Annotated in this window: 27 protein-coding genes and 1 tRNA gene; 6 read left to right on the plus strand and 22 right to left on the minus strand. The window is 63.6% G+C overall.

Features of this window, described 5'->3' with window-relative positions:
• Positions 1–19: 19 nt before the first annotated feature.
• The 15 genes from VEZ38_RS11370 to VEZ38_RS11440 all read right to left on the minus strand — a co-directional run bounded on the left by VEZ38_RS11370 (position 20) and on the right by VEZ38_RS11440 (position 12,838).
• Complete coding sequence (locus VEZ38_RS11370) at positions 20–2,896, minus strand: ABC transporter permease (protein ID WP_324893478.1); 2,877 nt, start codon at positions 2,894–2,896, stop codon at positions 20–22.
• A gap of 24 nt (positions 2,897–2,920) precedes the next feature.
• Complete coding sequence (locus VEZ38_RS11375; protein WP_324893479.1) at positions 2,921–3,922, minus strand: efflux RND transporter periplasmic adaptor subunit; 1,002 nt, start codon at positions 3,920–3,922, stop codon at positions 2,921–2,923.
• 25 nt (positions 3,923–3,947) lie between these two features.
• Positions 3,948–4,646 carry an ABC transporter ATP-binding protein gene (locus tag VEZ38_RS11380; RefSeq protein WP_324893480.1) on the minus strand — a complete coding sequence of 233 codons (699 nt, stop codon included), beginning with the start codon at positions 4,644–4,646 and terminating at the stop codon, positions 3,948–3,950.
• A 100-nt stretch (positions 4,647–4,746) separates the two neighbouring features.
• Entirely contained in the window at positions 4,747–5,619 is an 873-nt protein-coding gene (locus tag VEZ38_RS11385) for an SDR family oxidoreductase (RefSeq protein WP_324893481.1), read from the minus strand.
• A gap of 16 nt (positions 5,620–5,635) precedes the next feature.
• Positions 5,636–6,424 (minus strand): Cof-type HAD-IIB family hydrolase, encoded by a 789-nt coding sequence (locus VEZ38_RS11390; protein ID WP_324893482.1) that lies wholly within the window; start codon positions 6,422–6,424, stop codon positions 5,636–5,638.
• Between the two features lie 42 nt (positions 6,425–6,466).
• Positions 6,467–6,970: a GNAT family N-acetyltransferase gene (locus VEZ38_RS11395; RefSeq protein ID WP_324893483.1), complete on the minus strand. Its 504-nt coding sequence runs from the start codon at positions 6,968–6,970 to the stop codon at positions 6,467–6,469.
• A complete protein-coding gene (locus tag VEZ38_RS11400) occupies positions 6,967–7,230 on the minus strand; it encodes a transporter suffix domain-containing protein (protein ID WP_324893484.1) in 264 nt (87 codons plus the stop codon). The genes VEZ38_RS11395 and VEZ38_RS11400 overlap by 4 nt, the downstream gene beginning before the upstream one ends.
• A 182-nt stretch (positions 7,231–7,412) precedes the next feature.
• Positions 7,413–7,601, minus strand: a complete 189-nt coding sequence (locus VEZ38_RS11405) for a hypothetical protein (RefSeq protein ID WP_324893485.1) — start codon at positions 7,599–7,601, stop codon at positions 7,413–7,415.
• 171 nt (positions 7,602–7,772) lie between these two features.
• On the minus strand, positions 7,773–7,910 hold the full coding sequence (locus VEZ38_RS11410; RefSeq protein ID WP_324893486.1) for a hypothetical protein: 138 nt from the start codon (positions 7,908–7,910) through the stop codon (positions 7,773–7,775).
• 104 nt (positions 7,911–8,014) lie between these two features.
• Complete coding sequence (gene coaW / locus VEZ38_RS11415) at positions 8,015–8,860, minus strand: type II pantothenate kinase (RefSeq protein ID WP_324893504.1); 846 nt, start codon at positions 8,858–8,860, stop codon at positions 8,015–8,017.
• A gap of 89 nt (positions 8,861–8,949) precedes the next feature.
• Positions 8,950–9,489, minus strand: a complete 540-nt coding sequence (locus tag VEZ38_RS11420) for a hypothetical protein (protein WP_324893487.1) — start codon at positions 9,487–9,489, stop codon at positions 8,950–8,952.
• The gene (locus VEZ38_RS11425) at positions 9,486–9,809 is read right to left on the minus strand and encodes a GNAT family N-acetyltransferase (protein WP_324893488.1); all 324 of its coding nucleotides are present in this window, start codon (positions 9,807–9,809) and stop codon (positions 9,486–9,488) included. The genes VEZ38_RS11420 and VEZ38_RS11425 overlap by 4 nt, the downstream gene beginning before the upstream one ends.
• Before the next feature lie 138 nt (positions 9,810–9,947).
• Positions 9,948–10,409 (minus strand): divergent PAP2 family protein, encoded by a 462-nt coding sequence (locus tag VEZ38_RS11430; RefSeq protein WP_324893489.1) that lies wholly within the window; start codon positions 10,407–10,409, stop codon positions 9,948–9,950.
• Between the two features lie 60 nt (positions 10,410–10,469).
• Positions 10,470–11,429, minus strand: a complete 960-nt coding sequence (locus VEZ38_RS11435; RefSeq protein WP_324893490.1) for an acetylxylan esterase — start codon at positions 11,427–11,429, stop codon at positions 10,470–10,472.
• A gap of 32 nt (positions 11,430–11,461) precedes the next feature.
• Positions 11,462–12,838, minus strand: coding sequence for a S41 family peptidase (locus VEZ38_RS11440; protein WP_324893491.1), 1,377 nt, complete (start codon positions 12,836–12,838; stop codon positions 11,462–11,464).
• Positions 12,839–13,002: 164 nt separating this feature from the next.
• Here VEZ38_RS11440 and mgrA point away from each other — a divergent pair, with 164 nt between their 5' ends.
• A complete protein-coding gene (gene mgrA / locus VEZ38_RS11445) occupies positions 13,003–14,001 on the plus strand; it encodes an L-glyceraldehyde 3-phosphate reductase (RefSeq protein WP_324893492.1) in 999 nt (332 codons plus the stop codon).
• A 50-nt stretch (positions 14,002–14,051) separates the two neighbouring features.
• Here the strand turns inward: mgrA and VEZ38_RS11450 are convergent, their stop codons facing one another.
• From VEZ38_RS11450 to hrpB, 3 genes are all read right to left on the minus strand, one after another.
• Positions 14,052–15,287, minus strand: coding sequence for an aminopeptidase (locus VEZ38_RS11450; protein ID WP_324893493.1), 1,236 nt, complete (start codon positions 15,285–15,287; stop codon positions 14,052–14,054).
• Between the two features lie 126 nt (positions 15,288–15,413).
• Complete coding sequence (locus tag VEZ38_RS11455; RefSeq protein WP_324893494.1) at positions 15,414–15,809, minus strand: globin; 396 nt, start codon at positions 15,807–15,809, stop codon at positions 15,414–15,416.
• Positions 15,810–15,870: 61 nt separating this feature from the next.
• Positions 15,871–18,336, minus strand: coding sequence for an ATP-dependent helicase HrpB (gene hrpB, locus VEZ38_RS11460; RefSeq protein WP_324893495.1), 2,466 nt, complete (start codon positions 18,334–18,336; stop codon positions 15,871–15,873).
• A gap of 143 nt (positions 18,337–18,479) precedes the next feature.
• Between hrpB and VEZ38_RS11465 the strand changes: the two genes are divergently transcribed.
• The 3 genes from VEZ38_RS11465 to gluQRS all read left to right on the plus strand — a co-directional run bounded on the left by VEZ38_RS11465 (position 18,480) and on the right by gluQRS (position 20,536).
• A complete protein-coding gene (locus VEZ38_RS11465; protein ID WP_324893496.1) occupies positions 18,480–19,316 on the plus strand; it encodes a tyrosine-type recombinase/integrase in 837 nt (278 codons plus the stop codon).
• 49 nt (positions 19,317–19,365) lie between these two features.
• Positions 19,366–19,442 (plus strand) — tRNA-Asp (locus VEZ38_RS11470).
• Positions 19,443–19,534: 92 nt separating this feature from the next.
• Complete coding sequence (gluQRS, locus tag VEZ38_RS11475; protein WP_324893505.1) at positions 19,535–20,536, plus strand: tRNA glutamyl-Q(34) synthetase GluQRS; 1,002 nt, start codon at positions 19,535–19,537, stop codon at positions 20,534–20,536.
• Here gluQRS and VEZ38_RS11480 read toward each other — a convergent pair.
• Positions 20,531–21,316 (minus strand): MBL fold metallo-hydrolase, encoded by a 786-nt coding sequence (locus VEZ38_RS11480; protein ID WP_324893497.1) that lies wholly within the window; start codon positions 21,314–21,316, stop codon positions 20,531–20,533. The two genes, gluQRS and VEZ38_RS11480, sit on opposite strands and share 6 nt — an antisense overlap.
• A 119-nt stretch (positions 21,317–21,435) precedes the next feature.
• On the opposite strand from VEZ38_RS11480, the gene VEZ38_RS11485 reads away from it, so the two are divergent.
• A complete protein-coding gene (locus tag VEZ38_RS11485; protein WP_324893498.1) occupies positions 21,436–21,822 on the plus strand; it encodes a DUF1540 domain-containing protein in 387 nt (128 codons plus the stop codon).
• A gap of 5 nt (positions 21,823–21,827) precedes the next feature.
• Positions 21,828–22,085: a hypothetical protein gene (locus VEZ38_RS11490; protein ID WP_324893499.1), complete on the plus strand. Its 258-nt coding sequence runs from the start codon at positions 21,828–21,830 to the stop codon at positions 22,083–22,085.
• A 149-nt stretch (positions 22,086–22,234) separates the two neighbouring features.
• On the opposite strand, the gene VEZ38_RS11495 is transcribed toward VEZ38_RS11490, so the two are convergent.
• The 3 genes from VEZ38_RS11495 to VEZ38_RS11505 all read right to left on the minus strand — a co-directional run.
• Positions 22,235–23,305, minus strand: coding sequence for an undecaprenyldiphospho-muramoylpentapeptide beta-N-acetylglucosaminyltransferase (locus tag VEZ38_RS11495; protein ID WP_324893500.1), 1,071 nt, complete (start codon positions 23,303–23,305; stop codon positions 22,235–22,237).
• 75 nt (positions 23,306–23,380) lie between these two features.
• The gene (locus VEZ38_RS11500) at positions 23,381–24,490 is read right to left on the minus strand and encodes a Ger(x)C family spore germination protein (RefSeq protein WP_324893501.1); all 1,110 of its coding nucleotides are present in this window, start codon (positions 24,488–24,490) and stop codon (positions 23,381–23,383) included.
• Positions 24,487–25,069, minus strand: a 583-nt coding sequence (locus tag VEZ38_RS11505) for a GerAB/ArcD/ProY family transporter (protein WP_324893502.1), incomplete at its 5' end; no start/stop codon positions are given. The genes VEZ38_RS11505 and VEZ38_RS11500, both read right to left, overlap by 4 nt.

Raw genomic sequence — 25,069 nt, forward strand, 5'->3', positions numbered from 1 at the left:
GCCTCCTGTTCCCACTCGACTAATCCTCTCCGAGCTTCAACGCTTGGTGCAGCTTCACGCGCCGCAGCGCCGTCGACAGCGCGAGCAGCGCCAGCGCCAGCATCGCCGCGACGAACCCGAACAGCCGCAGCGTATCCCCCGCGTCGATCATCACGTCGAACGGCGGCACGATGCGCCCCGGATCGAAGGACACCTGGAACAACGGCACGAATAACTCGCTAGCCGCCCATCCGCAGACGAGTCCGAACACAACCCCCGCGCCCGACGTCAGCAGCTGTTCGGTACCGAGCATCCCGACAATCTGCTTAAAGCTAAGCCCCATCGACCGGAAAATGCCGAATTGCAGCGTTCTACCCTGCAGCGCTAACATCCAATAGAGCACGAATCCCGTAAACGTGATCGCAAGCGACAGCAGGAAGCCTAGACTCATCACGCCGTTCATCGCCATGCGAAACGGGTCGTTGCGGCTCTCGACGATGAGCTCGTGCGTGTCGTGAATGGAGACGAGGCGAATTTCCCTCTCTTCCAACGCCGCGTATAACATCCCTCTGTCGTCCGGAGACGCCACGTCGATCCAAACGTCGTACGGCTCCAGCGCCAGCTCGTTTTGGATCGTTTCCAGATGGCCGACGACGAGCATCGGCTTCGCCGCTTCCCTCCCTCCTTCAAGACGATCCGGATTCGGGTTGAAGGTCGGGAAATAATCGACGATCCCGTAGACGGTCGTCTGCATGCGGGACGTGTCGCTCCACCCGACGTCGAGGACGTCCCCGGGCTCAAGCGAGAACGCCTCCGCAAGCGAGCGGGAGACGAGTACCGCTCTCGGATCCGGCGCGATGACGTTGAGGTAGTCGAAGAAATGGTAAGGCAGCAAACCTTCCTTCATCCACGCCGCATGCCCGAACTCCTGCGTATGGATGCCCAGCAATCGAATCGCCGCGTGTTCGTCCCCCGCCCACGCATGCGCTTTATCGTTATGGAACACGCGAGCGGCGTGCGACGCGCCGGGCAGGTCGGCGAATACGCCGAAATCCGGCTCCAAATAATTGATTTTCGACGAGCCGGGCGGCGCCGAGGCTTCGAGCGGCACGCCTTGGGGCACGCCGACAGGCTGTACGGGGGCGTCGTCGACCCACTCCTGCCGAACGACGACGTCCGCTCCGCCCGCGTACCGGATTTGGTCCTCGAGATTGCCGTTGATCGTCCGGGCCGCGCTGGCGGTATAAAGTCCGGTGCCGACCGTTAAGATCAGAAACATCATAAAGCCATGGTATTGCCCGCTGCGGCGGCTCACCTGCAGCAGCGCCGAATATTGAGAAGCGGACCAGCGGGAAGCCCCGAGCCAGTACACCAGCTTCACGAACCAAGGGTAGAGCCGCAGCATCAAGAGCCCTAGCCCTAGGATGAACATCGACGGCACCGCGAACAGCAGCGGGTCGACCGTCAGCGACGCCCCGCCGAGGCCTTGCTCGATCACGTCCGACGTTCGCCTGCGAAACGTAAGGAGGCCGTAGATCGAAATCCCTAACAGCACCGCGTCCAAACCGAACCGGTGCCAGAACGACGAGCGAAGCTCACGTGCGCTGGAGCGCTTCTGATCCACGATGCTGAACCGCGTCGCCGAGGCGACCGGGACCAAATACATGAGGAAGGAAAAGAGCGCCGCGGCGCCGGAATACGCGAACGCTTCGCCGCCGACGGCGACGGGCAGCGCTTTGCGCTGAACGAAGCCGAGGAAGCTGTCGCTGGCGCCGAGCGCCGTCGTGAACGCCGCCCCGAGCCATGGACCGACGGCGAACGCGACGGCGGACAGCGCCGCGGATTCTAACGCGAACAGCGCGACGATTTGCCGCCGGCCGGCGCCCCGGCTGCGCAATACGGCGATTTCGAGGCGCTGCCGCTCGACCAGCAAGCTTGATACGATGTATAGATAAAAACCAACGAGGATGTAAAGCGGGACGTTCAGCGACCAAAGCAAGGATCGGAGCGTCTCCTCCTTCTCCTCGTATACGGACAAGATGGATTCCGACGGCAGGCGAACGCTCGATTGGTACGGCATGCGATCGCGGTAGACCGCCTCCGCGCCCTGCTTCAAGTCGAAGAACCGCACCGCGGACTCGACCGTGAAGGCGCGGTAATCGAAGCGCGCCTCCCATTTCATCGCGCCGAGCGGCACCTTCGCCCTTGCTTCGATCTCGTTGCGGAACAGCGCCTCGTCGACAAGAAACACGCCTTCCGACGCGCGCAGCGTCGTAAAGTCCCAGTAAGGATCGTTCAAATTCGTCTCGGCGACGACCCCGACCGGCACGATCCGAATTTGGTTTTCCCATGCTTTCTCCTGGCTTTCAACCTCGACGCCGAGCACCATGCCGAATTTCGCCAGCGTGGCGTCCGTCACGAGCGCTTCGTAGACGCCTCCTTGCGGCTCCGGAGACGGATAGCGCCCGTCCGCCAGCCTGACATGCTCCCGTAGCCCCGTCCGCATGCCCAGCTTCGCGACGCGGTGCTCTTCGGGGTCCATGCTCGACGGATCCGTCGGTACGATGCGGAACGACACCGTTTGGCGATCGCGGACATAGGCGAGCGACTTTAACGACGGTTCCGTCAGGATGACGGATTCCCAGTAAGCGTCGTACGAGCGTACGAAGGCGCCTTGACCGGCGGAAGCCTCCGGCTGGAAATTCGGGTTGCCGGAGGCTACGATCGAGCCGGGATACGTGCCGGAACGTTCGTAGAAGCGGTCGAGTTCCTTCGTCAGCATCCGTTGCAGCGCGGCGTCTTTGTAAATCGGCATGGTGCTGGTCAATGCGGCGCACAGGCACATGCCTGCCAGCAAGCCGGCGACCAGCCACCGATTTTTGGCGATTTTGCGAAACAGCATCGTCAAGATGGCCATGACGTTAAAGCCCCCCTGCGCCGGTCACTGCAGCACCACCTGGGCGCCGGATTCCAGCCCATTGACGATTTCGATTTCCGTCGGCGTCTCCAGCCCCGTCTCCACGTCGATTTCCCGGCGGCTTTCCCCCTCCAGCACTTGCACGAACGTTCGGCCGAACAATCGTCGAACGCCGCTCTTGGGCAAAATCAACGTTTCTTCCTTCCTCGCCGTAATGATGCGAACCGTCGCGTTGTCGCCGATCTCGGCATCCTCGGGCAAGCCTTCGACTTCGAGATAAAGCGTCTTTGCGTATCTCTCCCGCAGCCGCTCGTCTTCCTCGAAGGGGGCGGAAGCAGGCGTCTGAACGACCTTCCCGGGGTACGTACCGTCTTTGTATGTAATTTCCGCCTCCATGCCCACCTGGGCATCGCTGACGGCCGCGCTCGACGGTACGCTGTACGCGAGACGCATCTCGTTCGGGTCCGACACGATGAAGAGCGTTTCGTATTCCTCGACGAGATCGCCGGGCTCGAGATCCGCGGCGAACGTGACGACGCCGTCGATGTCCGCGCGCAGCTCCTTATTTGTGAAGGCGCTTTCAACCGCTGCAAACGCCAAGCTTGCGATTTCCAAATCCAAGGCGGCGATCTTTACTCGCCGCTGATCTCCCGTCGCCTTCGCCTCCTCGAGCGCCAGCTTCTTCCGCTCGACCTCCAGCTCGCGCTGCAGGAGCGTCATCCGCATCTCGCCCGTATCGAGCCGAAGGAGCGGGTCGCCCGCCTTCACTTCGTCGCCGGACTTGACCAACACCTCTTCCACGCGCCCCCCCGACTCCGTAAACCGATGGTGGGCCGAACGGGTCGACTCCAAGATCGCCGAGCCGGAGATCGTACGTTCGATGGTGCCGACGCGCGGCTCGGCCGTAACGATGCGGGCTTCGGCGGGCCTCACGAGCGGCGGCTTCGGCGGCTGCTCCTCGGAAGGCAATAAAGAGCAGCCGGCCGCGGCAAAGCAGAGGGCCGCAGCCGCGGCGGCTCGCGACATTCGACCGTATCTTCGTACGGTCGGATCATTCGCTCTGTCCGACAATCTCCCCATCCTCCAATGCATACACAAGATCGACGACGTCCATAATCGCCGGGTCATGCGTCGTCATGACGACGCTCATGCCCTCTTTCTCGACCAAATCCCGAAACATCTTAATCATCTGAAATCCCGTTTTCGTATCGAGCTCCGCCGTCGGCTCGTCCGCGAGCAGCAGCTTCGGACGATGCGCGATCGCTCGGGCGATGGCGGTTCGCTGCTGCTCGCCTCCGGACATCTCCTGAGGACGATGATGCATGCGCGAGGTCAGCCCGACGAATTCGAGCGCCCGCAACGCGTTCTCTCGCCGGCGCGAGGCGGCTACTTCCGCGATGCGCTGGCTGAATTCGACGTTCTCGTACGCGGACATGTATGGTACGAGTCCGAACGATTGAAAAATCAGACTGATGTCGGTCCGCCGCAGGGCGTCCTTCTCCGCTTCGGTCATAGCGCCGACGTCACGGCCTTCGTACAGAATACGTCCCGCCGACGGCGCATCGAGCGTCGCCAGCAAATTGAGCAACGTCGTCTTGCCCGAGCCCGACCGCCCCTTCAAAGCGATCAAGCGGCCCCGCGCGACGGACAAATTCGCGTTCCGGAGCGCGTACACCGCCTCGTCGCCATGCCCAAATATTCTGGTCACGTTTTCGGCCCGAAGGATCTCCTCCTGCAACCGTTCCGCCATATTCGGTATCGACCTCCCGCGCGCATCGGAACCGCGATCGTTTCCTGAAGATATTTTCTCATATCAACCAAATTTCGGAAACCCTAGGAAATCAACTAGTCTACCTGAGTATCGATAGCAGCCGGAAGACCGCCGCTTCGTACCACGACCACGGCAGCAAGGAGCGCAACGCGACCATGCCGACCGCCCCGAGCGGGAGCACGTACCGCAGTCTCGGCGCCCGCGCGTTCGCGATGCGAACGACGAGCCGGGCGACATCCATCGGATCGCCCCCGTTCCTTGCGGACGACTCCGCCATCGAGCGGACGCGGCCGAGCGCGTCGGCGTACGGGGAATGTTCGTCGCCCGCCATCGCCGCGAACCCCTTCTCCCATATATTCGTTCGGTACGAACCCGGTTCGACCAGAACGACGAACACGCCGAACGGTCGAAGCTCGAGCCGCAGCGCTTCGCTAAACCCTTCCAATGCGAATTTGGAAGCGGCATACGGCGCGAAGCCGGGCATCCCGAGCCGTCCGCTGACGCTGCTCATATTGACGATGTTTCCGCTCCCCCGCGCCCGCATGTGCGGCGCGACCGCCTTCATCATCGCGATCGCCCCGAAGACGTTCGTCTCGAATTGCGCGCGCACCTGCGCCAGCGGCACGTCTTCCGCGAAGCCGCCTTGCGCGTAGCCCGCGTTATTGACGAGCACATCGATTCGTCCGTACCGAGCCGCCGTATCCGCGACGACCTCCTCGATCCGGACGCAATCGGTAACGTCGAGCCGAGTCGGAATCACCCGTCCGGCGACGAAGGCGCGGTCCGCCGCTTCCCGAAGCGCCGCGCCCCGCCGTTCGGGGTCGCGCATCGCCGCGACGACGACGTACCCGTCCTTCGCGAGCTCGACGGCCGTAAGCATCCCGAAGCCGGAGGAGGCGCCGGTCACTATGGCGACGCGAGCCTCCCCAATGTCGTTGTATGCGTTCCTCATGCCCGCGTCCCTCCGTTCAACGGATCGCGCCGGTCGTTTCCAAATGCCGAACCGCGTGCGCGACGCCGTCGTCGCGCAGCGGCTTCGTCACGAACGTCGCGACGGCCTTCAGCTCGTCGCACCCGTTGCCCATCACGACCGCATGCCCGACGAGCTGCATCATTTCCATATCGTTCAGCCCGTCGCCGAACGCGGCCGCCTCGTCCGGCTTCAGCCCCAGATGCTCCAAGAGCCGCCGCAGGCCGACCGCTTTATTCATGCCCGCCGGGTTCAAGTCTACCGCCCAGGTCCGCCAGCGATGGGTATACAGCGCTTCTTCCGACAACGACGTATAACCGGCTTGCTCCGCCTCCTCGCAAAAGACGATCGCTTGATAGATGTGCGGCAATCGATCCCAATCGCCGGGACGGACGACCGCGGGCTCCATAAACCCGATCTCTTCCCGCGCCCGAAGGAAGCGCGGCGCGTCGTGCCGATTGAGGAACATCTTCTCCGCGCCGTATAACAACAGCTCGTGCCCCGCGCGCTCGGCGTGTTCGAGCCACCCCCGCACGAGAGCCGCCGGGAACGGGTTGCCGACGACCGTCCGCCCTTGATACCCGACGTGCGCGCCGTTGCATGTCACCGCCCAGTCAATGCCGAGCTCTTCGCGCAGCGGCGCAAGCTCGTATTCGCTGCGGCCGGTACAGATCGCAAGCGCCACCCCCTTCTCGCGAAGCAGCCGCAGCGCCTCCTTCGTCGATTCGGGCAGAAAGCTACGGTCCCGCAACGTTCCGTCTACGTCGAAAGCCGCCAGTTTAATCATCTCATCCGCTCCCATTTTCTCTATACTTCGCGCTCCCTCGCGTTATGGCCGGCGAGGGCCGTGCAGCTCCAACCGATAAAACGCCAAATCGAGCCATCGTCCGAACTTGTACCCTGCCTTCTCGATCGTGCCGACCCGTTCGAAGCCGAGCTTCTCATGCAATCGGATGCTTTGCTCGTTCGCCGAGTCGATGCCGCCGACGATCACTTTGTATTCCCGCTCGGCGGCGACGTCCACGATGCGCCGAAGCAAGGAGAACCCGATGCCGCGGCCCCGGAACGCCGGATGCACGTACACCGAATGCTCGACCGTATAGCGGTAAGCGGCCCAAGCGCGGAACGGACCGAACGAGGCGAAGCCCGCGACCCGGCCTTCCGACTCGTACACGAGTACCGGAAACCCAGCCTCGACCTTCTGCGCGAACCAAGCCTGCCTCGCTTCCAAAGCATGCGGCTCATAATCGTAAACGGCCGTCGTATGGAGAATCGCATCGTTATAAATGGCAAGGATGCCCGGCACGTCCGCCGTCGTCGCGTCTCGGATCACGTCTCCTCCCCCCGTTCCTTTCGGTCCCGCGCGTTCCGGCCGAACCAATACGCCGGATTCATATATTGGCGGTACTTCTTGACCGCTTCCCGCCCGAGCAGCAAGCCGCCTCCCCAGAACGTTATCTCCCCGGCGACGACGAGCCCGGTCGCGATGCCGGCTTTCGTCGCTGTCGCGAACGGCAGGAACGGGACGACGAATAAGAGCCCATAGAACACGAAGGAAATCACGATGCCGAAGATGCCGATCCGTTTCGCCACAAAAAATCACCTCGTTAATTATTAATGATATTAATAGAAAGCCCCATTAACTAATTCATAGAAATCGGCAGATAGACTTCAGCGCCATTTTACCATAAGGAGCCCGGCTTCGTCTTGAAAAGGAAACCGGCGCCCCGGGGAACCGTTCGGTTCCCGGGCGCGCCGGCGCTTTTTTGTCTGTTTTATGCTTTCGCGGTTTTACGGACGGTACGGATCGTCACTTCGATGTTCCACAGCGTGATCGCGAACGACCGCTGCTTCGACCGACGCGCCGCGTCCGTCTTCGCGAGACGCGCGAGACGCGCTTTTTCTTCCAAATATGCATGCTGTTCTGCGGCTTTATATTCCGCGACGTAGCTCATGAGTTCCATGTGAACATTCACCTTCGTTTTCTTGTTTTATTGGAGTGCTTAACAATCTTTCGGGATGGGGACAATGGGTCGACTGCGTTGTTTGCCTTGTGTGATCGCATACTTTGATAATCGCTCCCTTCGAATTTGGACGTAAAAAAGCCACGGCGAACGTCGTCCGCCGTGGCTGAGTTACCGGTCATACGTTACCGAGTGCGTGCTGAGTCGAATCAGCGGCGCGCTCCCGGGCATGACGGAACCGAGCGTAGCAAAGACGTTCTGTTCGATGTTGCGGCTGTCGTCGTCGTTGCGATCGTAAACATGTTCCATCACCCCTCTCGGTAAAATTTGGTTGGGAATGTTTTCCCTTGAGTAACTATATTCGATCCGCCGTCAGGTGTCAATCCTATTTTCAGAAAAAGTTTCAGCGATTTTCAAAGCTTGTCCACGATCGACAATAAAGCCCCTACCGCCCCGCTGTATTCGCCGTCCGGCACCATGACCGCCTGCGAGCCGCGCAGCTCGGTATATCCCGCGACTACTTTGCGAAGCAGGTCGTTGCGGATGAACGAAGAGCCGATATAGACGACGCTCGACGCGCCGCATTGCCCCGCCGCATGCACGCTGACGGTCGCGACCGTCTCTCCGACGAGTCCGACGACGGACGCGAGCACGTCTTCCTTCCGGTCGCTGCCCCCGGTTTGCAGCCAGCGGCCGAAGTTGCTGGCCGTCAACTCGCCGGGAATCGGCGGCGTGGCGCCTTCGTAAATGTGGGTGACGAGCAAATCGATGTCGCCGCGGTCGCCCTGGGAAGCGAGTCGTACGACGTCGTCGAATGCCGTGACCCCCGTCGTCATCGCCGCCAGCCCGAGCAAGGTCCCCCCGCCGACGCCGGTGCCGCCGACGCGATAATGGGATGCGCCGTCGACGCAGTGGATCGACGTCCCGGTGCCGACGTTCGTCAGCAGAAACGAATGCCGTTCGGCGCCCTGTCGCCGCAGCAGCCACCTTACGCCGTTGCACGTCGCTTCGAATTCGACGAGATGGTTCGCGTCTCGGCCGAGCAAGCCGCGGAGCCGGGCGGCCCGCCCGCCGGTCAGCGCGAGCCGGGTCGCGGCGTCGATCCGCGCGGCGACCCAAGCCGCCGCTTCCTCCATCGCCGCCGCAGCGAATTTATGAAAGCCGACGGTCCCGTCCGTCCGCTCGTATGCGATCTTAATCAGCGTGCCCCCCGCGTCGATGCCGACCGACCGCGCTTTCGTCCCCGTCTCCAGAGGGATCCCTCCCTATCTCTATAAAAATGCTCCCTCTACTATACAAAAAAGAAAGACCTCTGCAAACAGAAGTCTTTCCGCGTGGCGACGAAGCCCTATCGGAAGACGCCGACTCGAAGCTTGCCGAGGACCTTCGCCGCCGGCGCGGCGCCGAAGGCGAGACAGGCGCCGACGAGCAGCCGGACGACATCGGCGATGAGCTCGGCGCGAGCGCGTTCAAGCTCGAACGGATTGATCGGGAAGCCGGGCTCCGACGCTCTCGAGAGCAGGTAAACAGCGCCGGCGAGTCCCGGAACGGCGGTCGCGGCGACGACGAGACCGGCTGCGGCGATCGCGGCGGACGCCCAAGCCCAGGTTTCCGGCGCTTGCTCCGCTGCCGTCCGGCCCGGCTCGTCGCGTCGCCCGGCGACCCGAGCGGCGAGCCAGCCGGCGAACGTCCACAGCGCGAGGGCGATGATGCCCTGCGCCGCGCCGGGGATCGCCGCGGCGAGCGCGACCGACGTTCTGTCGATCTGCTCCCACGGCAAGCCCGGCAACGCCAGCGCAAGCAGCTGCCCCCAAGCATCGAGGCTCCGCACCGCGACGAAGAGCGCTAGCAGCCTAATACCGACGCGCGCGGCGTCCCGTGCGCTCATACAGCGCCCTCCGAGGCCTGATGCTCCGAGGCTACCGCGATGCCGTATTTGAACGTGCCTTGCCGCCAATTGCATTGGAACGTATCGATCGTGCCGACCGGCCGGCCTTCCGCGTCGTCGGCGATCAGGCGGATCGAATCGTCGAACCTCGCCTTCTGCTGCTGCTCGAACCAGCTTTGAAACTTCGCGTCCGTTATCGGCGGGTACACGCCGTCCAAATTGCGGGACACCTCGTCGTCGAATGCCCGAAACAGCGCCGCGTCCGACGGCTTCGGCGCCCGAAGCGAGATGCGCTCTTCTTCCCAGAAGCGATAAGCCATTGCGTTTTCCTCCTTCCCTATTCCTTCCACTATACCATGAACGCGGCGGCAGGGAATATCGGGACGGCGAACGCGAACAAGCCCCCGGGGCGGTCGACCCGCTCCGGGGGCTTGCTGGGGCACAACTTATTCGGGCAGCTACTTCCGCTGCTCCAGCGCATAACTGAGCGCCCCGGCCGCGACGCCGAGCAGCGCCCCCGCGACGACCTCCCGCGGCATATGGCCAAGCTCTTCCTTCAGCTCCGCCCGCTTCTCCCGGTGGTACGTCCCGGGATGATGGTCCGCGAGCTTCTCGACTCGGGCGTCGAGCTCGTTCAGCTCGACCGCCATCTCGCCGGCATGGCGCCGAATGCCCATTGCGTCGTACATCACAATAAGTCCGAATAACGCGCTGATCGCGAAGTCGACGGCCGATACGCCTTTCTTCAAGGCGATATACGTCGCCAGCGAAGAGACGCCGGCGGAATGCGAGCTCGGCATGCCGCCGGTGCGGAACAACGTCGACCACTTCCACTCGCCTTTCGACCAGTATTCGAGCGGCAGCTTCAGCGTTTGGGCGGCAGCGATGCTGCTCAGCCCGGTAATAATCGCTCTGTTCATCGACACCACCTCATGAATAAGGTCGGTCATTCGCAGAGGAATTATGCCGCCGTACGGATGCTATAACTTGGATAAGAACAAATACGTTTCGTCGTTAAAGCCCGGCAGCCCTTCATGACCGAAGTCGGGATAGATGACGTGGCGCTTCGGCGAGGAGATGCGGTTGTACGCCGCGAACTGCGTCGACGGCGGGCAGATGTTGTCCATCAAGCTGATGCCCATCAGCACCTCGGCCTCGATGCGCTCGGCCAAATATTGCACGTCGATATACCCTAGGGTTCGGAAAATGTCGTCCTCCCGCTCATGCAGCGGGTCGAACATGCGGAAATACGTCCGCAGTTCCTCGTATGCGTCCTTAGCCAGGTCCATCTCCCAAACGCGGCGGTAATCGGAGAGGAACGGGAAGACGGAGGAGCAGCGCCGCACCCGCGGCTCGAGCGCCGCGCAGACGAGGGCGAGCGCACCGCCCTGCGAGCCGCCGTGCACGCCGACGCGCGCCGCGTCCACCTCCGGCATCGCCATCGCGACGCGTGCGAGCTGGGCCGTGTCGAGGAAGATATGGCGCATCAACAGGTCGTTCGGACCCGAATCGAGGCCGCGGATGAAATGACCCCGGAGCGTATTCCCCTTTACCCCTCCGACGTCCTCCGACTTTCCGCCTTGGCCGCGGCAATCGAGCGCGAACACCGAAAAGCCCAGATTCACATATGCGAGCTTATCCCACCAATCGCCGGAATGGCCGCTGTAGCCATGGAAGAAGAGCACCGCCGGATGCGGCCCCGAGACGCCCTTCGGCCGCAAATACTTCGCGTAGATGCGGGCGCCGCGGACGCCCGTGAACGTCAAGTCGAAGCACTCCGCGTTCGGCGCTTGGAACGCGCTCGGCGTCGCCTTCGCCTTTGGGTCCGTCGCGTCCAGCTCGCGAAGCGCTTCCGCCCAATACGCGTCGAAGTCGTCTGGTTTCGGGCTGCTTCCTCGGTATTCTTTCAGTTTCGCTAGCGGCATGTCCAAAGCTGGCATTGTGTTCTACTCTCCCTTATCTATGTAAGTGGTTATTGCCTCAGTCGTTCCTTCACGAGCGCGGCCGCCGCCTCGAGCTGCGTATCGTTCGCGCGGATCGTCTCGCGCACGTCGGCGATCAGCGCGCGCGTCGTCTCCCCCGTCACGACGCCGGTTCGCTCGAGCTGCTTCGAAGCTTGGTAGCGGCGTACCGCGTCCGCTGTCTTCGCGTCGAAGAAGCCGTCCTCGCGGCCGGGATCGAAGCCTTGGGACTTTAGCATCGTCTGTACCGCGCGGATGTCGTCGGAAAATTCGTTTTCCTTCATCACCAATTCGTCGCTGACGAGCGGCAAGGCGGCGTACGGGGGCAGCTTGACCTCATGGTCGGGCGCGAGGCCTCGATCTTGGATCGAATCGCCGTTCGGCGTGAGCCACTCCGCGACCGTCATCTTCATGCTGGAGCCGTCGCGGAACGGTTGACTCAACTGCGCCGTTCCCTTGCCGAACGTCTTCTCGCCGACGAGCGGCACGCCGGCGGACTGCTGCAGCGCCCCGGCGACGATCTCGGCGGCGCTCGCGCTGCCGCCGTCGATGACGGCGGCGACGGGCAGTCCGGCGATGCCGATGTCGCGAAAGTCGGAGCGGACGATGTCGACCGGAACGCCTCGCCGCTTGAACTGGACGATCGGCTTTCCGTCCTCCACGAGCGTCTCGGCGATCGCCTGCGCCGCATCCGTCACGCCGCCGGGATTTTGCCGCATGTCGATGACGAGCGCCTTCATCCCTTCGGCGAGCAGCCGCTTCGCCTCGGTCTCGAACTCGGCGGCCGTCTTCTCGGCGAACGAAGCGATGCGAATGACGCCGACGCCGTCCTCGCGCAGCTCGGCGTACACGGTCTGGAGCGGAATCGTATCCCTGACGATGCTTAACTTGATCTCCCGGCCGTCTCGCAAAATCGTTAACTCCGCGGTCGTCCCCTTCTTCCCGCGAATGAGCAGCACCGCTTCGTGCACCTTCAGGCCTTCCAGGCTCTTCTCGCCGACCTTCACGACCTGGTCGCCCGGCTTCACGCCGGCCGCCTCCGCCGGCGAGCCCTTGATCGGCGCCACGACGACGATGCGGCCGTCGATCTCCTCCATCGTCGCGCCGATGCCCTCGAAGGAAGCGTTGATGCTCTGGTAAAACGCTTCCGCTTCCTCTTGATTCATATACGTCGTATAGGGATCTTCTAAAGATTTTAGCATGCCGTCGATCGCGCCGTCGATCAATTTCGTTCGATCGACCGGCTCGAGATAACCGGTCTCGATCATGTCCATCGCGCGTTCGAGCTTCGAAAGCTCGCTTCGCTCCAGACCTGCGTACGTGTAAGCGATCGAGCCGCCCGCGAGCGCGGAGACGAGCGCGACGGGAATCCATTTCCATTTGCTCATCGGGTCACCTGTCCGTTGCTGTAAGAATGTTGAAGCCGTTCCCGTTCATTATAGCGGAAGCCGGATGCGAAATCGAATCGCCGAACCGCGGCTTTGCGTTCGCGGAATCGTTTTCATTATAATGAATGGGAACCGCGATTCCGATGATGGAAGGAGTCATAACCATGCATTATTCCGCGAACGCGTCGCGCTACGATACGATGGCGTATCGGCGCTGCGGCCGGTCGGGCCTGAAGCTGCCCGCCGTCTCGCTCGGGCTGTGGCATAATTTCGGGGGCGTCGATCCGTTCGAGAACGGGCGCGCCATGGTGCGGACGGCGTTCGACCTCGGCATCACCCACTTCGATCTGGCGAACAATTACGGACCGCCGCCAGGCTCCGCAGAGGAGCTGTTCGGCAAGCTGATCGCGACCGACCTCGCGCCGTATCGGGACGAGCTGATCGTCTCGACGAAAGCCGGCTACTACATGTGGCCCGGCCCGTACGGCGAATGGGGCTCGAAGAAAAATCTCGTCTCGAGCCTCGATCAAAGCCTGAAGCGGATGAAGCTCGATTACGTCGATATTTTTTATTCGCACCGCCCGGACCCGGAGACGCCGCTCGAGGAGACGATGGCTGCGCTTGATCTCGTCGTGCGGCAAGGCAAGGCGCTGTACGTCGGCATATCGAATTACAGCGCCGAGCAGACGGCGGAGGCGATTCGCATCTTGCGGTCGCTCGGTACGCCGCTCCTCATTCACCAGCCGTCCTATTCGATGTTTAACCGCTGGATCGAAGACGGCTTGCAGGACGTGCTGGCGGACAACGGCGTAGGCAGCATCGCCTTCACGCCGCTCGCGCAGGGGCTGCTGACGAACAAGTACCTCACCGGCGGCATCCCGGACGATTCGCGGGCGGCCAAGCCGACGTCCCCGTTCCTCAACGCGAAGGACGTCACGGCGGAGAAGCTCGCGAAGGTGCGGCAACTGAACGACGTCGCGGCCGCGCGCGGCCAGTCGCTCGCGCAGCTGGCGCTCGCTTGGGTGCTGCGCGGCGGCAAGGTGACGTCCGCCCTGATCGGCGCGAGCCGGCCGAGCCAGATCGAGGAGAACGTCGCGGCGCTCGCGAACTTGGACTTCGCCGACGAGGAGCTGCAGCGGATCGAAGAAATATTGCGCGGATAAGCACGAAGGCTGGCTTTCGGGGATGTCTCCCTGAAAGCCAGCCTTATTTGTTAGATCGCCCAGTTGCCGCCGCGGAAGATCGGCTCGCGGGAGCCGTCCGCCGCGATGCCGTCGATGCTCATGTCGGCAGAGCCGATCATGAAGTCGACGTGCGTGAGGCTGTCGTTCAGCCCTTTCGCCGCCAGCTGCTCCTTCGTCATCGACTTGCCGCCTTCGACGGAGAAGGCGTACGCGCTGCCGATGGCAAGATGATTCGAAGCGTTCTCGTCGAACAGGGTGTTGTAGAAGATAAGGCCGGTATCCGAGATCGGGGACCGATGCGGCACGAGCGCGGCTTCGCCGAGATAGCGGGCTCCTTCGTCCGTATCGAGCAGCCGCTGCAGCGTCTCCCCGCCCTTGGCCGCCGCGAAGTCGACGATTTTGCCGTCCTTGAACGTGAACGCGAAGTCCTCGATGAGCGTACCCGCGTAGTTGAGGGGCTTCGTGCTGCGCACGGTGCCGTTCACGCCGTCTTTCTTCGGCGCCGTGAACACTTCCTCCGTCGGCATATTGGCGACGAACATCGTGCCCTTCTCGTTGATGCTGTCGCCGGCGACCCACAGATGGTCGTCCGCCAGCTCGACGACGAGATCGGTGCCCGGCGCGACGTAGTGCAGGGCGCGGTATCGTTTTCCGTTCAAGTAATCGCTCTTCTCCTGCAGCTGCTTCAAGTGCGCCGTCCAGGCGCCGACGGGATCGTCCCGGTCCGCGCGCGTCGCTTGGAAAATCGCGTCCCAAAGCAGACCCATGCGCTTCTCCGCCGGCTCGTGCCCGAACATCTTGTCGGCCCATACTTCCGAAGGGACCGCAAGGATGCTCCAGCTGAATTTGTCGGTGCGGACGCCGTCGTAGAAGTTGCTCATCGCGCTGCGCATCGCCTTCGTGGCGCGTTGGACCCGGTCCGGGTCGATGCCGGTCAACAGATCCGGATTCGCGGAGACGAGCGACAGGAACGCTGCGTCCCGCTCGATCAGCCGGTCGTAATTGTGCGCCCGAAGCGCCGGTCCGTCTCCGAACGATTCCTCCGGAGCCATCTCGTAACGGATGCGCGTGAGCGGATCGTCGTTCCACTCGACGTGCACGTATCGCGCGCCGGCGGCGTACGCTTCCTTCGCGGCGAGCCGGACGAGCTCGAGCGCCGTCGTCGGCGCCTGAATGACGAGCGATTGGCCGGGCTGCAGGTTGACGCCGACCCGAACGCCCAAGCGGACGTAGTTATGTAAATACGTTTCGAATTGCGGATTCATAAGCGCTTCGCCTCCTTCCTTTGTTATACCATAAGTGAGGAGGCGAACGCCAAACGTTCGCGAACCGAAAGAGCGGTTCGAGGAACGACGAACGTTTTCCTCGCACGACAAAGAAAACGACCCTCCTCATCGATCGAGGGAGTCGTCCGCGGTATTCACCATATGATGTGCGGTCTGGGTCAGCCGCGCGAATAAAAACTCGCGCGCGCCGCCGGCGAGGCCGATCTCGTCCATCGCGCCCGCCATGCAGGCGAGCCACGCCTCGGCATGCGCCGTCGTAATCGGGAACGGCATATGCCGCGCCCGCAGCATCGGGTGCCCGAATTCCTCCGAATATTTCGGGGGGCCGCCTAAGAATTGCGTCAAAAACATCGCCTGCTTGCGCTTTACCTCCTCAATATCGCGGCCAGCGAAGAGGGGCGACAGCTTCTCGTCCCGTACGACCCGGTCGTAGAACGCGTCGACGAGCCGCGAGACGGTCGCTTCGCCGCCGAGCTCGTCGAACACGGTGGATTCCGCCATGTCATCAATCTCTCCTTTACGCAATCGCCTGACGGGGACATAGCGGCGCCTGTCCCCGGGCTTATTTCGGCGCCGTCCGAGGGCGGACCCCGCGCGTCGCGACGGCTTCCGTCGGATCGTCCGGCCAATAGTGCTTCGGGTACCGCCCCTTCAAATCTTTCTTAATTTCGAAATACGTCTCCCGCCAGAAGTTCGCCAGATCCCGCGTAATTTGCACGGGGCGCTGCGCGGGCGACAGGATTTGAATCGTCACGCTCACGCGTCCCCCGGCGATGCGCGGCGTCTCCGCCCAGCCGAACAGCTCCTGCAGCTTCGCCGACAGCGCCGGCGCGTCGGGATCCGTGTAATCGACCGCGAGGCGCGAGCCGCTCGGCACCGTCAGATGCGTGGGCGCCCATTCGTCGAGCCGCCGCCGCTGCTCCCAGGCGAGCCGCGCCTCCAGCACGTCGGCGAGCTTCAGGCGCCCTAAATCCGCCTTCGAGCGCATGCCGCCGACGTACGGCCCGAGCCACTCCGGAAGCGATTCGAGCAGCGCCTCGTCCGAGACGTCCGGCCACTCGTCTCCCGCATGCCGGCGCAGGAACAGCAGCCGCCCCCGCAGCTGCTCGGCAGCCTTCGTCCACGGCAGCGCCGACAAGCCCGCTTCCGCGACGCCTTCAAGCAAGGCGGCTCGCACGCGCTCGGGGTCCGGCGAAGCGAGCGGCGTCTCCTCGAGCGTCAGCGCCCCGAGCGTCGTCCGCCTTCGGCCTCGCACGGAGGCGGACGCGGCGTCCCAATAGACGTCGTCCACGGTGTGAATCGCCGATGCAAATATGCGCCTGAGCGCCGCCTCGGCCAGCGGGGCCGCCGAGCGGATGCGGCTGTCGACGCCCGCCCCGTCCAGCTCCGCGATCGCGAGGAACGGCTCGCGCGACAGCGCCGTATCGCCCGCGAATTCCGCGCCGCGCCCGCCGGTCAGCGCGTACTTGCCGTTCGGCCGGCGCATGGCGACCCGGTCCGGGAACGCGAGCGCGAGCAGCTCGCCGCAGGCGTCGATCGGCGTCGGCCGCGCCCGAACGATGCCTGCGTCCCGCATGCGACGGGAGGCTTCGTCCCGCAGCCGCGCCGCCTCCGGCGCCGCGCCGCGGCGCAGCGCCTCGACGCGCTCCCGCATGTCGACGGCCGTCCCGCCTTCGCGCTCCTCGAGCAGCGTCGCCAGCTCGCAGGCGAGATCGCCCCGGCCGTCATCCATCGCGCGAAGCGTCATATGCGCAAGCCGCGGATGCATGCCGAGCTCCGCCATGCGGCGTCCGAACGCCGTCGCTACGCCGCGCTCGTCGAGCGCGCCGAGCCGCTGCAGCAGTTCGACCGCTTGCTTGTACGCCCCTTCGGGCGGCGGATCGAGCCACGCGAGCTCGGACGGGTCGCGGGCGCCCCAGAGCGACAGCTCGAGCGCCAGCGGCGTCAGGTCGCTCGAAAGCAGCTCCGGCTCGCCGAACGGCGCCAGCCGCCGATGCTCCTCCTCCGTCCATAGGCGATAGCAGACGCCGGGCGCGACGCGACCCGCGCGGCCGCGCCGCTGATCGGCGGACGCCGCCGTCACCGCGACCGTCTCGAGCGCGGTCAGTCCGTTCCGCGGCGAATACCGCGGGACGCGGCTGAGTCCCCCGTCGACGACGATGCGCACCCCTTCGACCGTAAGGCTCGTCTCGGCGATGCTCGTCGCGAGGACGACCTTGCGCTCGCCCGGCTTCGCCGGCGCTACGGCCGCGTCCTGCTCTTCGGCCGACAACGCCCCGTACAGCGGCGCCACGCGCACGCCCTCCGGCACGCCGAGCCTCGCGAGCTCCGCCGCGGTCCGGCGTATTTCGCCGCCGCCCGGCAAAAACACGAGCGCATCGCCGTCCGGATGGGCGCGCAGCGCCTCCCGAACGGCGATCGCCGCCCGGCGCCATACCGGCTCCGCGCTCGGACGCGCGGCGTACCGGGTGTCCACCGGAAACATCCTACCCTCGCTCCGGACGATGCGGGCGCCGCCGAGCAGCGCCGCGACGCCCTCCGCTTCGATCGTCGCCGACATGACGACGATGCGCAGCTCGCCGCGGAACAGCGCTTGCGCTTGCAGCGTCAGCGCGAGCCCCAAGTCGGCGTGCACGCTGCGCTCGTGGAATTCGTCGAACAGCACCGCCGCGATGCCTTCAAGCGTCGGGTCCGCCTGCAGCATGCGCGTGAGCACGCCCTCGGTCACGACTTCGACGCGCGTGCGCGCGCCGATTCGCGTGTCGCCCTTCGTTCGGTAGCCGACCGTCTCGCCCGCGCGTTCGCCGAGCATCGACGCCATCCGCCGCGCCGCGCCGCGCGCGGCGATGCGCCGTGGCTCGAGCATGACGATGCGCCCGTCCCGCGCCCACGGCTCGTCCATGAGCGCGAGCGGCACCATCGTCGTCTTGCCGGCGCCCGGCGGCGCCGTAACGACCGCGTTCGACGCCGCGGCCAGCGTTCGCATTAATTCGGGCAATGCCGCTTCGATCGGCAGACGTTCCTTCATGATTCGCACCTCGCACGTAACCAACCTCACGACCATTACCATACACGAATCCCGGCGGGTTGGGAAGGGCGCGATTTGCGAACGGAACCGTTCGTTTTCTATAATGAATGCCAGGGTTTCATCCGAAGGAGACTAACGCGCGCATGAACACGATCCTAGACGGTTATAAGCAGTATCTCGAGTCGCAGCATAAAGAGCCGGCGACCATCCGCGCCTACTTGCACGAAGCCGAAGGGTTTCTGGGCTGGTGCTCCGTTCGCAACGCGGGCCTCTCCGAGCTGTCCCAGCAGACGTTCGCCGAATACCGCGACGCGCTTGCGGCCCGAGGCGCGAAGCCCGCGACCGTCAACAAATCGGTATCCACGCTCAGTACGTTCTTCAAGTGGGCGCAGGCGAACGGGCTCGCGGGGGAAAACTTCGCGAAGCGGCTTCGGCTCCCCCAAGGGAAGAAAGAGGAAACGCCGCGGTGGCTGACGGCGGCCGAGGAAGCGGCGCTGCTCGCCGCGGTCGAACGCGAGACGACCGAGTTCCAGCGGGTACGCAACACGGCGCTCCTGTGCGCCATGCTGTACGGCGGCGTCAAGGTGGACGAAATCCCCGAGCTGCCGATCGATGCGATCGAAGGCGATACGCTCCACGTGTACGACCGAGGAGAACGCATCCGCTCCGTCCCGCTTCCCCCGTTCGCGGCGGAGAAGCTGCGCGCTTGGCTGCGGCTGCGCCGCGCGTCGGCGAAGGAAGCGCATGCGTCGAGCGACGCGTTGTTCGTGACGGAGCGATCCGGCCGGATGCAAACCCGCGCGGTGCAGTTCGTCGTCGAGACGTACAGCGACCGCATCGGAACGCCGATTACGAGCCAGATGCTGCGCAATACGTTTTGCCGCAGGCACGCGGAGAGCGGCGCGACGGTGGAACGGCTGAAGGCGCTCGCGGGGCATAAGACGCTGCTGACGACCTGGAAATATTACCGGGAGAAATAAAAAGTTGCGGACAAGCGTCTCCGCGTGGTATGATACGGCTTGTGTTCTTGGAGCTGTGGTGTAGAGGCCTAACATGCCTGCCTGTCACGCAGGAGACCGCGGGTTCGAATCCCGTCAGCTCCGCCATACATAACCTCGATCAATCTCGTCACAACCGTGCCGGGATTGTTTTTTATGTCCGAAGGGAGGCGCCGAGCGTGCGCACGACAGAAGAAACTCTGCCCGAAGACGGGCGGCGCGCCCCCGCGTCCCCGTCCGCCCCCGTTCGCGGCCGGTACGCGCCTACGCCCTCGGGGCGGCTTCACCTCGGGAATTTATACGCGGCCTTGCTGGCTTGGCTGCAAATCCGGAGCGCCGGCGGAACGTTCCTGCTCCGCATGGAAGACATCGACAAGCCGCGCTCCCGCCCCGAATGGGCGGAGCTGATCCTTACCGACTTGCGCTGGTTCGGCCTCGATTGGGACGAAGGTCCCGACGTCGGCGGCCCCAGCGCCCCGTACGCGCAGAGCGAACGTCTCGAACGCTACGAGGCGGCGCTGACGAAGCTTCGCCAGGACGGCCGGTTATATCCATGCTACTGCAGCCGCGCGGAGCTGCTTTCCGTCGCTAGCGCCCCGCACGGGCTCGCCTCGGAAGGACCGGCCTATCCGGGCACGTGCCGCGCGCTGACGGACGCCGAGCGGGCGGAGAAAGCGCGCGCGAAGTCCCCGGCGCTCCGCTTCCGCGTGCCGTCGGACCGCGCCGTCGCCTTCGACGACGGCGTGTACGGGCGCGTCGTGTATCCCCCCGGCGCCGGCGGGGACTTCGTCGTCCGGCGCGCCGACGGCATCTTCGCGTATCAGCTCGCCGTCGTCGCGGACGACGCGGACATGGGCGTGACCCATGTCCTCCGCGGCGCCGACCTGCTCGATTCGACGCCGCGACAGCTCTGGCTGTACGAGGCGCTCGGCCGAACGCCCCCTTCGTTCGCACACGTGCCGCTGCTCTGCGACGATACCGGGGAACGGCTCTCCAAGCGGCAGAAGTCGCTCGCCGCGGCCGCGCTGCGGGAAGGCGGCATGCCCGCGGAGGCGCTCGTCGGCGCCCTCGCGTGGAGCGCGGGCCTGATCGACCGGCCCGAGCCGCTTCGCCCCGTCGACTTGATCGACGCCTTCTCGCTTACGAAGCTGCCGCGTGCGCCCGTCCGCCTCCCGATCGAGGCGCTTCGTCCCTACTTATAGAAATTTACTTTGCTTCGGCACAGCGATGTCGTGGAAATGATCGCACAAGAGCTCGAAATACGCCCCGCAGTCGAATTCCCCGACGATCGGCAAGCCGTGGCCCGGCACGGCCGCATGCGGCCGCAGGTCCCGGATCGCGAGCGTCGAGCGGTACGCCGCTTCCCAGTCGGTCGTCAGGTACGCGGGCGGCCCGTGCACGGCGCTTCGCTGCGTCAGCACGGCGCCGAGCGACTCCTGCTGCACCGTCGCGAACGCATCCCCTCCGATCAGCGTTCGGTCCGACTCGCGAAACAGCGACAGGTGCCCGTCGGTGTGGCCCGGCGTCGCGATCCACCGCCAGTCCGGCAGCCCCGGCACCGTACCGTCCGCCGGCAACGCGCGGGCAGCCTCGCCGAGGTCGATCGCCTTCGTCGGATACAGGATCGACAGCCGGCTCATCCACCCCCCGCCTACGCTCGGGTCCGGCGTCGGATACGCCGCACGGCCGGTCAGATGCGGCAGCTCGCGCTCCTGCGCATACACCGGCGCGCTCCAACGCCGCGACAGCTCCCGCACCGCTCCGACATGGTCGAAGTGGGCATGCGTAATGAAGATGCCGCACGGCGCGCCCCGGTAGCCGAGGCGCTTCGCCTCCCGTTCGATCGCGTCGGCGGACAACGGCAGCCCCGCGTCCACGAGCGCCCATTCCCCGTCGCCCGCGCCCGGTTCCCCGATGAAGACGACGTTAACCATCAGAAGCCTTTTCCAAAACACGTTCCTCGCCAATCGCTCTGCTCTCATGCCCGATTCGCTCCCTTCCCTGATTGCATGCGGCAGTCCTTTCATTCTCCGCTTAGGATGACCCATCCACCATCGGGGAATACTTGCAAATAATCCATCGGAAAGCGAGTGAATTGGCAATGCCTGAGGTCAAATGCGTCGTCGATACGTGCACCCATTACTTATATGGGGATCGGTGCGGCGCGAAAAACATCGATATCGTGCACGAAGAGGAGACGCGCATGTCGCTGATCGTCGAGCAGACGATGTGCAAGTCGTTCGCCCATGCCAGCAGCTTGGCGAACTACCTAGGCTCCGCGGACAATACGAACTGGGCCGGCACCGCGATGGGGCTCGTCAATCCGGCGTACCAGGTCCATCCATCCGTCTCCTGTACGGTGTCTTCGTGCGAGTACTGGGGCGAAGGGCTTCGGTGCGTCGCCAAGGCGATCGAAATAACGGGACGGAACAGCAACGAGTGCCAAGACACCAACTGCCAGACGTTCGAGAAACGGGAAGGAGCGTAACCGCGATGAACACGTTCATGTACGAGATGAAGGTGAAGGAGCTCGACGAAGGCACGACGTACCCGGTCGACGTGCTCGCGGGCATGACGGGACTCGGCTTCGATACGATCCGAAGGCTCGAGCGCGAAGGGAAGTTTACGTTCGTAAAGAACGGCGACGGCGCGGAAGCCGTACGGGGCAAGGAGTTTTTGGACTGGGCGAAGTCGGTCGGCAACAAAATCGAAGTCGAGAAGACGGATTATTCGCATTCGCATTCGCATTAGCATTCGCATTAGCATTCGCATTAGCATTCGCACTCGCATTGGACGCGCAACAAAAAACCTTCGCCCCGCTCGGCAGACCTTACCGGTCCGCACGTTCGGAAGCGAAGGTTTTTTCGCGTACGCAAGGCGTCTCCGCGCGATGCGGCGGCTTACCGTCGCGCCGCCTCTTGAATCGTCTCGATCAGGTGCCGCAGCGTCTCCCGCTTCGGTTCGCGTTCCATCGCGGAAATATACTGATCGCGCCGTTCATAGAGGGCGCGGACGGCTTCGAGGAACGTGCCGCCGTCCAGCGCTTCCTCCTGCAGCACCTCCGCCACGCCTCGGGCGCGGAAGCTCTCCGCGTTGGCGATCTGATCGCCCCGGCTCGCGGCGAGCGACAGCGGGATGAGCAGCATCGGCTTCTTCAGCGCCAAAAACTCGAAGATCGAATTGGAGCCCGCGCGCGAGACGACGACGTCTGCGGCCGCCAATAAATCCGGCAGCTCGTCGGTTACGTACTCGAACTGGCGGTACGCGCGGGACGATAACGTCTCGTCCACGTTGCCCTTGCCGCACAGATGGACGATCTGGAACGTCTCCGTCAACGCCGGAAGCCGGTCGCGAATGGCGCGGTTGATGCGCTGGGAGCCGAGGCTGCCGCCCATGACGAGCAGCACCGGCTTCGTGCGGACGAAGCCGCAGAGCGTAAGCCCGCGGACCGCCTCTCCGCGGAACAGCTCCTCGCGCACGACGGCGCCGACATGGAGCGCCTTCGCGCTCGGCAGCTGCTCCGTCGTATCGGGGAACGTCGTGCAAATTTTCGTCGCCAGCGGCATCGCCAGCTTGTTCGCAAGACCCGGCGTCAGGTCGGATTCATGAATGATCGCCGGAATTCGATGCAGCCAGGCGGCCGCTACGACCGGCACCGAGACGAAGCCGCCCTTCGAGAAGACGACGCTCGGGCGGATCGCCCCGAGCAGCCGGTACGCCTGCCAGACGCCCTTCAGCACGCGGAACGGATCCTTCGCGTTATTCCAATCGAAATACCGGCGCAGCTTCCCTGTCGCGATGCCGTGATAGGTCGCCTGCGGAACGCCGGCGACCAGCTCCCGTTCGATGCCTTGCTCCGAACCGATATAATGAACGTCCCAGCCTTCCCGGACGAAATACGGCATGATCGCCAAATTGACGGTCACATGGCCGGCCGTCCCCCCGCCGGTAAATACGATGGCTCGTCGCATACGCCTCTCTCCGCCTCCTCTGGTAACCATTCCCCATTATAGGGCAACGTCCGCAGCCAGACAACGGAAACGGCATTATTCGATAACGCCCGTCGTCTCCAAGATGACCCGAATGTCGGATCGAACGTCCAGTTTCGGATATAGACCCTTCCATTCCTCCCATTCGGTATCATTGTTCCAATGCGTCGCGCGGTATCGAAGGCCGAAGCCGATCGGATCCACCTGTTCGCGCTGCAGTTTGCGGACGAACGCGATCATATCTTCGTTCAGCTGCTTCTCGAGCCCCCGTTCGTATCTCTCCAGCTCATTCGGCTCTACGGATTGATCGACCGTCTCGAGCACGCCGACGATATCGCCTCGGATCGCGATGTACGGTTTGTCGGCATCGTCTTTGAGCTCGTACCGGACGCGGATTTCGTCCGCCGTCACGGAAAAACTGTCATCGCCCCGAAGGGTGCTGAGCGTCGCGCGGGCGGTGCGCTGCAGCAAGATGCTGTACAGCCCTGTCTCCTTCAGGTCGAGCTGCAGCTTCGTTCCGGCCCGCGCCGTCACGTAAGCTTTCTGGATTTCGAATTGTTCCTTAAACGGTTCTATAATCGGTACGACGGGGTCGATGCCTCTTTCTTGAAATCTACGTAACAAATCGAATAAATATTCGGTTACGACGTAAGGCGACTCCGTCCCTTCGTCGCCGAACGCCAGAAAGTAGGCGTTGGAGGGCAAGTTTTCGAACATGGGCTTTACCTGCAATATCGTCTTCGCATCCGGCCGACCGACGGCGACGAAGGCGACCTTCTGAATGTCGCGGCGACGGAAAAACCAATCCATCGTTTCCATCCAATCTCGCTTCGCGAGCGAATCGCCGATGACGACGAGCTTCATATGCCCGAAGTCGAATTCTTTGTCCACCTGGGACTTCATGAACGCGACGGCCGCGCCGATCGTGTGCGCTTCCCGCGTCAGCAACAGAAAGTCGTTTTTGCCCGCTTTCGGATCCGGCTGCGGAATGGCCAGCTTCAGCGTGACCTCGAACGGCATGCCGTTCTTTCCTTCGTCCACGCCCATCGAGACGACGAAAAACCGCTTATCGATATCTTTATAGCCGTTAAAGCCGCCCCCGGCGAACAACAGCAAGCTAAGAACGATGGCGGCGCGCAGGAAGAACTCGATCCGCTGGCTGTTCATCCCGCTTTCCCCTCCTTGCGAACGGCCCGGTACGCCGCGAAGGCGACGACGCCGAGCACGAGGACCGTATTCGGCAGCTGGATCGTCATCCAGACGCGAGCGATGTGCCGGAGAAATTCCAACCCGTAATTCAAGTCGATATAGATGGAACCGAAGGCAAGTCCCCCTACGATACCGTAAGGAAACAGCATACGAATCCAAGCCGAACGGATGCGCCGCGGCAGCAGCGACTTCCAAATTTCGAGGCCTATATGCCAATAGACGATAATCGCCACGACGCTGATCAGGAGATAGAGAAGCAAGAACATAAACAATACGCGCTCGATGAACCCGAACTGCAGCCGGAGCGCATCCGCCGTCGCAAACCAAGGGTATGTAACCGTGAGCGCGCCGTCCGCTCCGTGGAACCCGATCGGCACGAAGAACGACAGCAGTAAGTTCAAGCCGCCGATCAGCGCGACGATCGCCAAATACCAGCCCCGCCGCACGTTCGGCGCGATGACTCTGTTAAAGATGCAAAGGGTCATAAACCCCGAAAACACAAACAGCGACGCATTCAACGCAAGCAGCGAAGGCATT

The organism is Paenibacillus sp. (genome assembly GCF_035645235.1).
Lineage (GTDB): Bacteria > Bacillota > Bacilli > Paenibacillales > YIM-B00363 > Paenibacillus_AE.

Excerpts from the sequence above, each read along its gene's own strand:
- mgrA (WP_324893492.1), top strand. The coding sequence starts at position 13,003 with ATGCATTATTCCGCGAACGCGTCGCGCTACGATACGATGGCGTATCGG.
- VEZ38_RS11405 (WP_324893485.1), bottom strand. The coding sequence starts at position 7,601 with ATGGAACTCATGAGCTACGTCGCGGAATATAAAGCCGCAGAACAGCAT.
- VEZ38_RS11410 (WP_324893486.1), bottom strand. The coding sequence starts at position 7,910 with ATGGAACATGTTTACGATCGCAACGACGACGACAGCCGCAACATCGAA.
- VEZ38_RS11380 (WP_324893480.1), bottom strand. The coding sequence starts at position 4,646 with ATGGCGGAACGGTTGCAGGAGGAGATCCTTCGGGCCGAAAACGTGACC.
- VEZ38_RS11390 (WP_324893482.1), bottom strand. The coding sequence starts at position 6,424 with ATGATTAAACTGGCGGCTTTCGACGTAGACGGAACGTTGCGGGACCGT.
- VEZ38_RS11370 (WP_324893478.1), bottom strand. The coding sequence starts at position 2,896 with ATGGCCATCTTGACGATGCTGTTTCGCAAAATCGCCAAAAATCGGTGG.
- VEZ38_RS11500 (WP_324893501.1), bottom strand. The coding sequence starts at position 24,490 with ATGAACAGCCAGCGGATCGAGTTCTTCCTGCGCGCCGCCATCGTTCTT.
- hrpB (WP_324893495.1), bottom strand. The coding sequence starts at position 18,336 with ATGAAGGAACGTCTGCCGATCGAAGCGGCATTGCCCGAATTAATGCGA.
- VEZ38_RS11455 (WP_324893494.1), bottom strand. The coding sequence starts at position 15,809 with ATGGCGGAATCCACCGTGTTCGACGAGCTCGGCGGCGAAGCGACCGTC.
- VEZ38_RS11420 (WP_324893487.1), bottom strand. The coding sequence starts at position 9,489 with ATGAGCGCACGGGACGCCGCGCGCGTCGGTATTAGGCTGCTAGCGCTC.
- VEZ38_RS11485 (WP_324893498.1), top strand. The coding sequence starts at position 21,436 with ATGCCTGAGGTCAAATGCGTCGTCGATACGTGCACCCATTACTTATAT.
- VEZ38_RS11430 (WP_324893489.1), bottom strand. The coding sequence starts at position 10,409 with ATGAACAGAGCGATTATTACCGGGCTGAGCAGCATCGCTGCCGCCCAA.
- VEZ38_RS11450 (WP_324893493.1), bottom strand. The coding sequence starts at position 15,287 with ATGAATCCGCAATTCGAAACGTATTTACATAACTACGTCCGCTTGGGC.
- VEZ38_RS11440 (WP_324893491.1), bottom strand. The coding sequence starts at position 12,838 with ATGAGCAAATGGAAATGGATTCCCGTCGCGCTCGTCTCCGCGCTCGCG.
- VEZ38_RS11495 (WP_324893500.1), bottom strand. The coding sequence starts at position 23,305 with ATGCGACGAGCCATCGTATTTACCGGCGGGGGGACGGCCGGCCATGTG.
- VEZ38_RS11375 (WP_324893479.1), bottom strand. The coding sequence starts at position 3,922 with ATGTCGCGAGCCGCCGCGGCTGCGGCCCTCTGCTTTGCCGCGGCCGGC.
- VEZ38_RS11435 (WP_324893490.1), bottom strand. The coding sequence starts at position 11,429 with ATGCCAGCTTTGGACATGCCGCTAGCGAAACTGAAAGAATACCGAGGA.
- VEZ38_RS11385 (WP_324893481.1), bottom strand. The coding sequence starts at position 5,619 with ATGAGGAACGCATACAACGACATTGGGGAGGCTCGCGTCGCCATAGTG.
- VEZ38_RS11425 (WP_324893488.1), bottom strand. The coding sequence starts at position 9,809 with ATGGCTTATCGCTTCTGGGAAGAAGAGCGCATCTCGCTTCGGGCGCCG.
- VEZ38_RS11480 (WP_324893497.1), bottom strand. The coding sequence starts at position 21,316 with ATGAGAGCAGAGCGATTGGCGAGGAACGTGTTTTGGAAAAGGCTTCTG.
- VEZ38_RS11490 (WP_324893499.1), top strand. The coding sequence starts at position 21,828 with ATGAACACGTTCATGTACGAGATGAAGGTGAAGGAGCTCGACGAAGGC.
- VEZ38_RS11465 (WP_324893496.1), top strand. The coding sequence starts at position 18,480 with ATGAACACGATCCTAGACGGTTATAAGCAGTATCTCGAGTCGCAGCAT.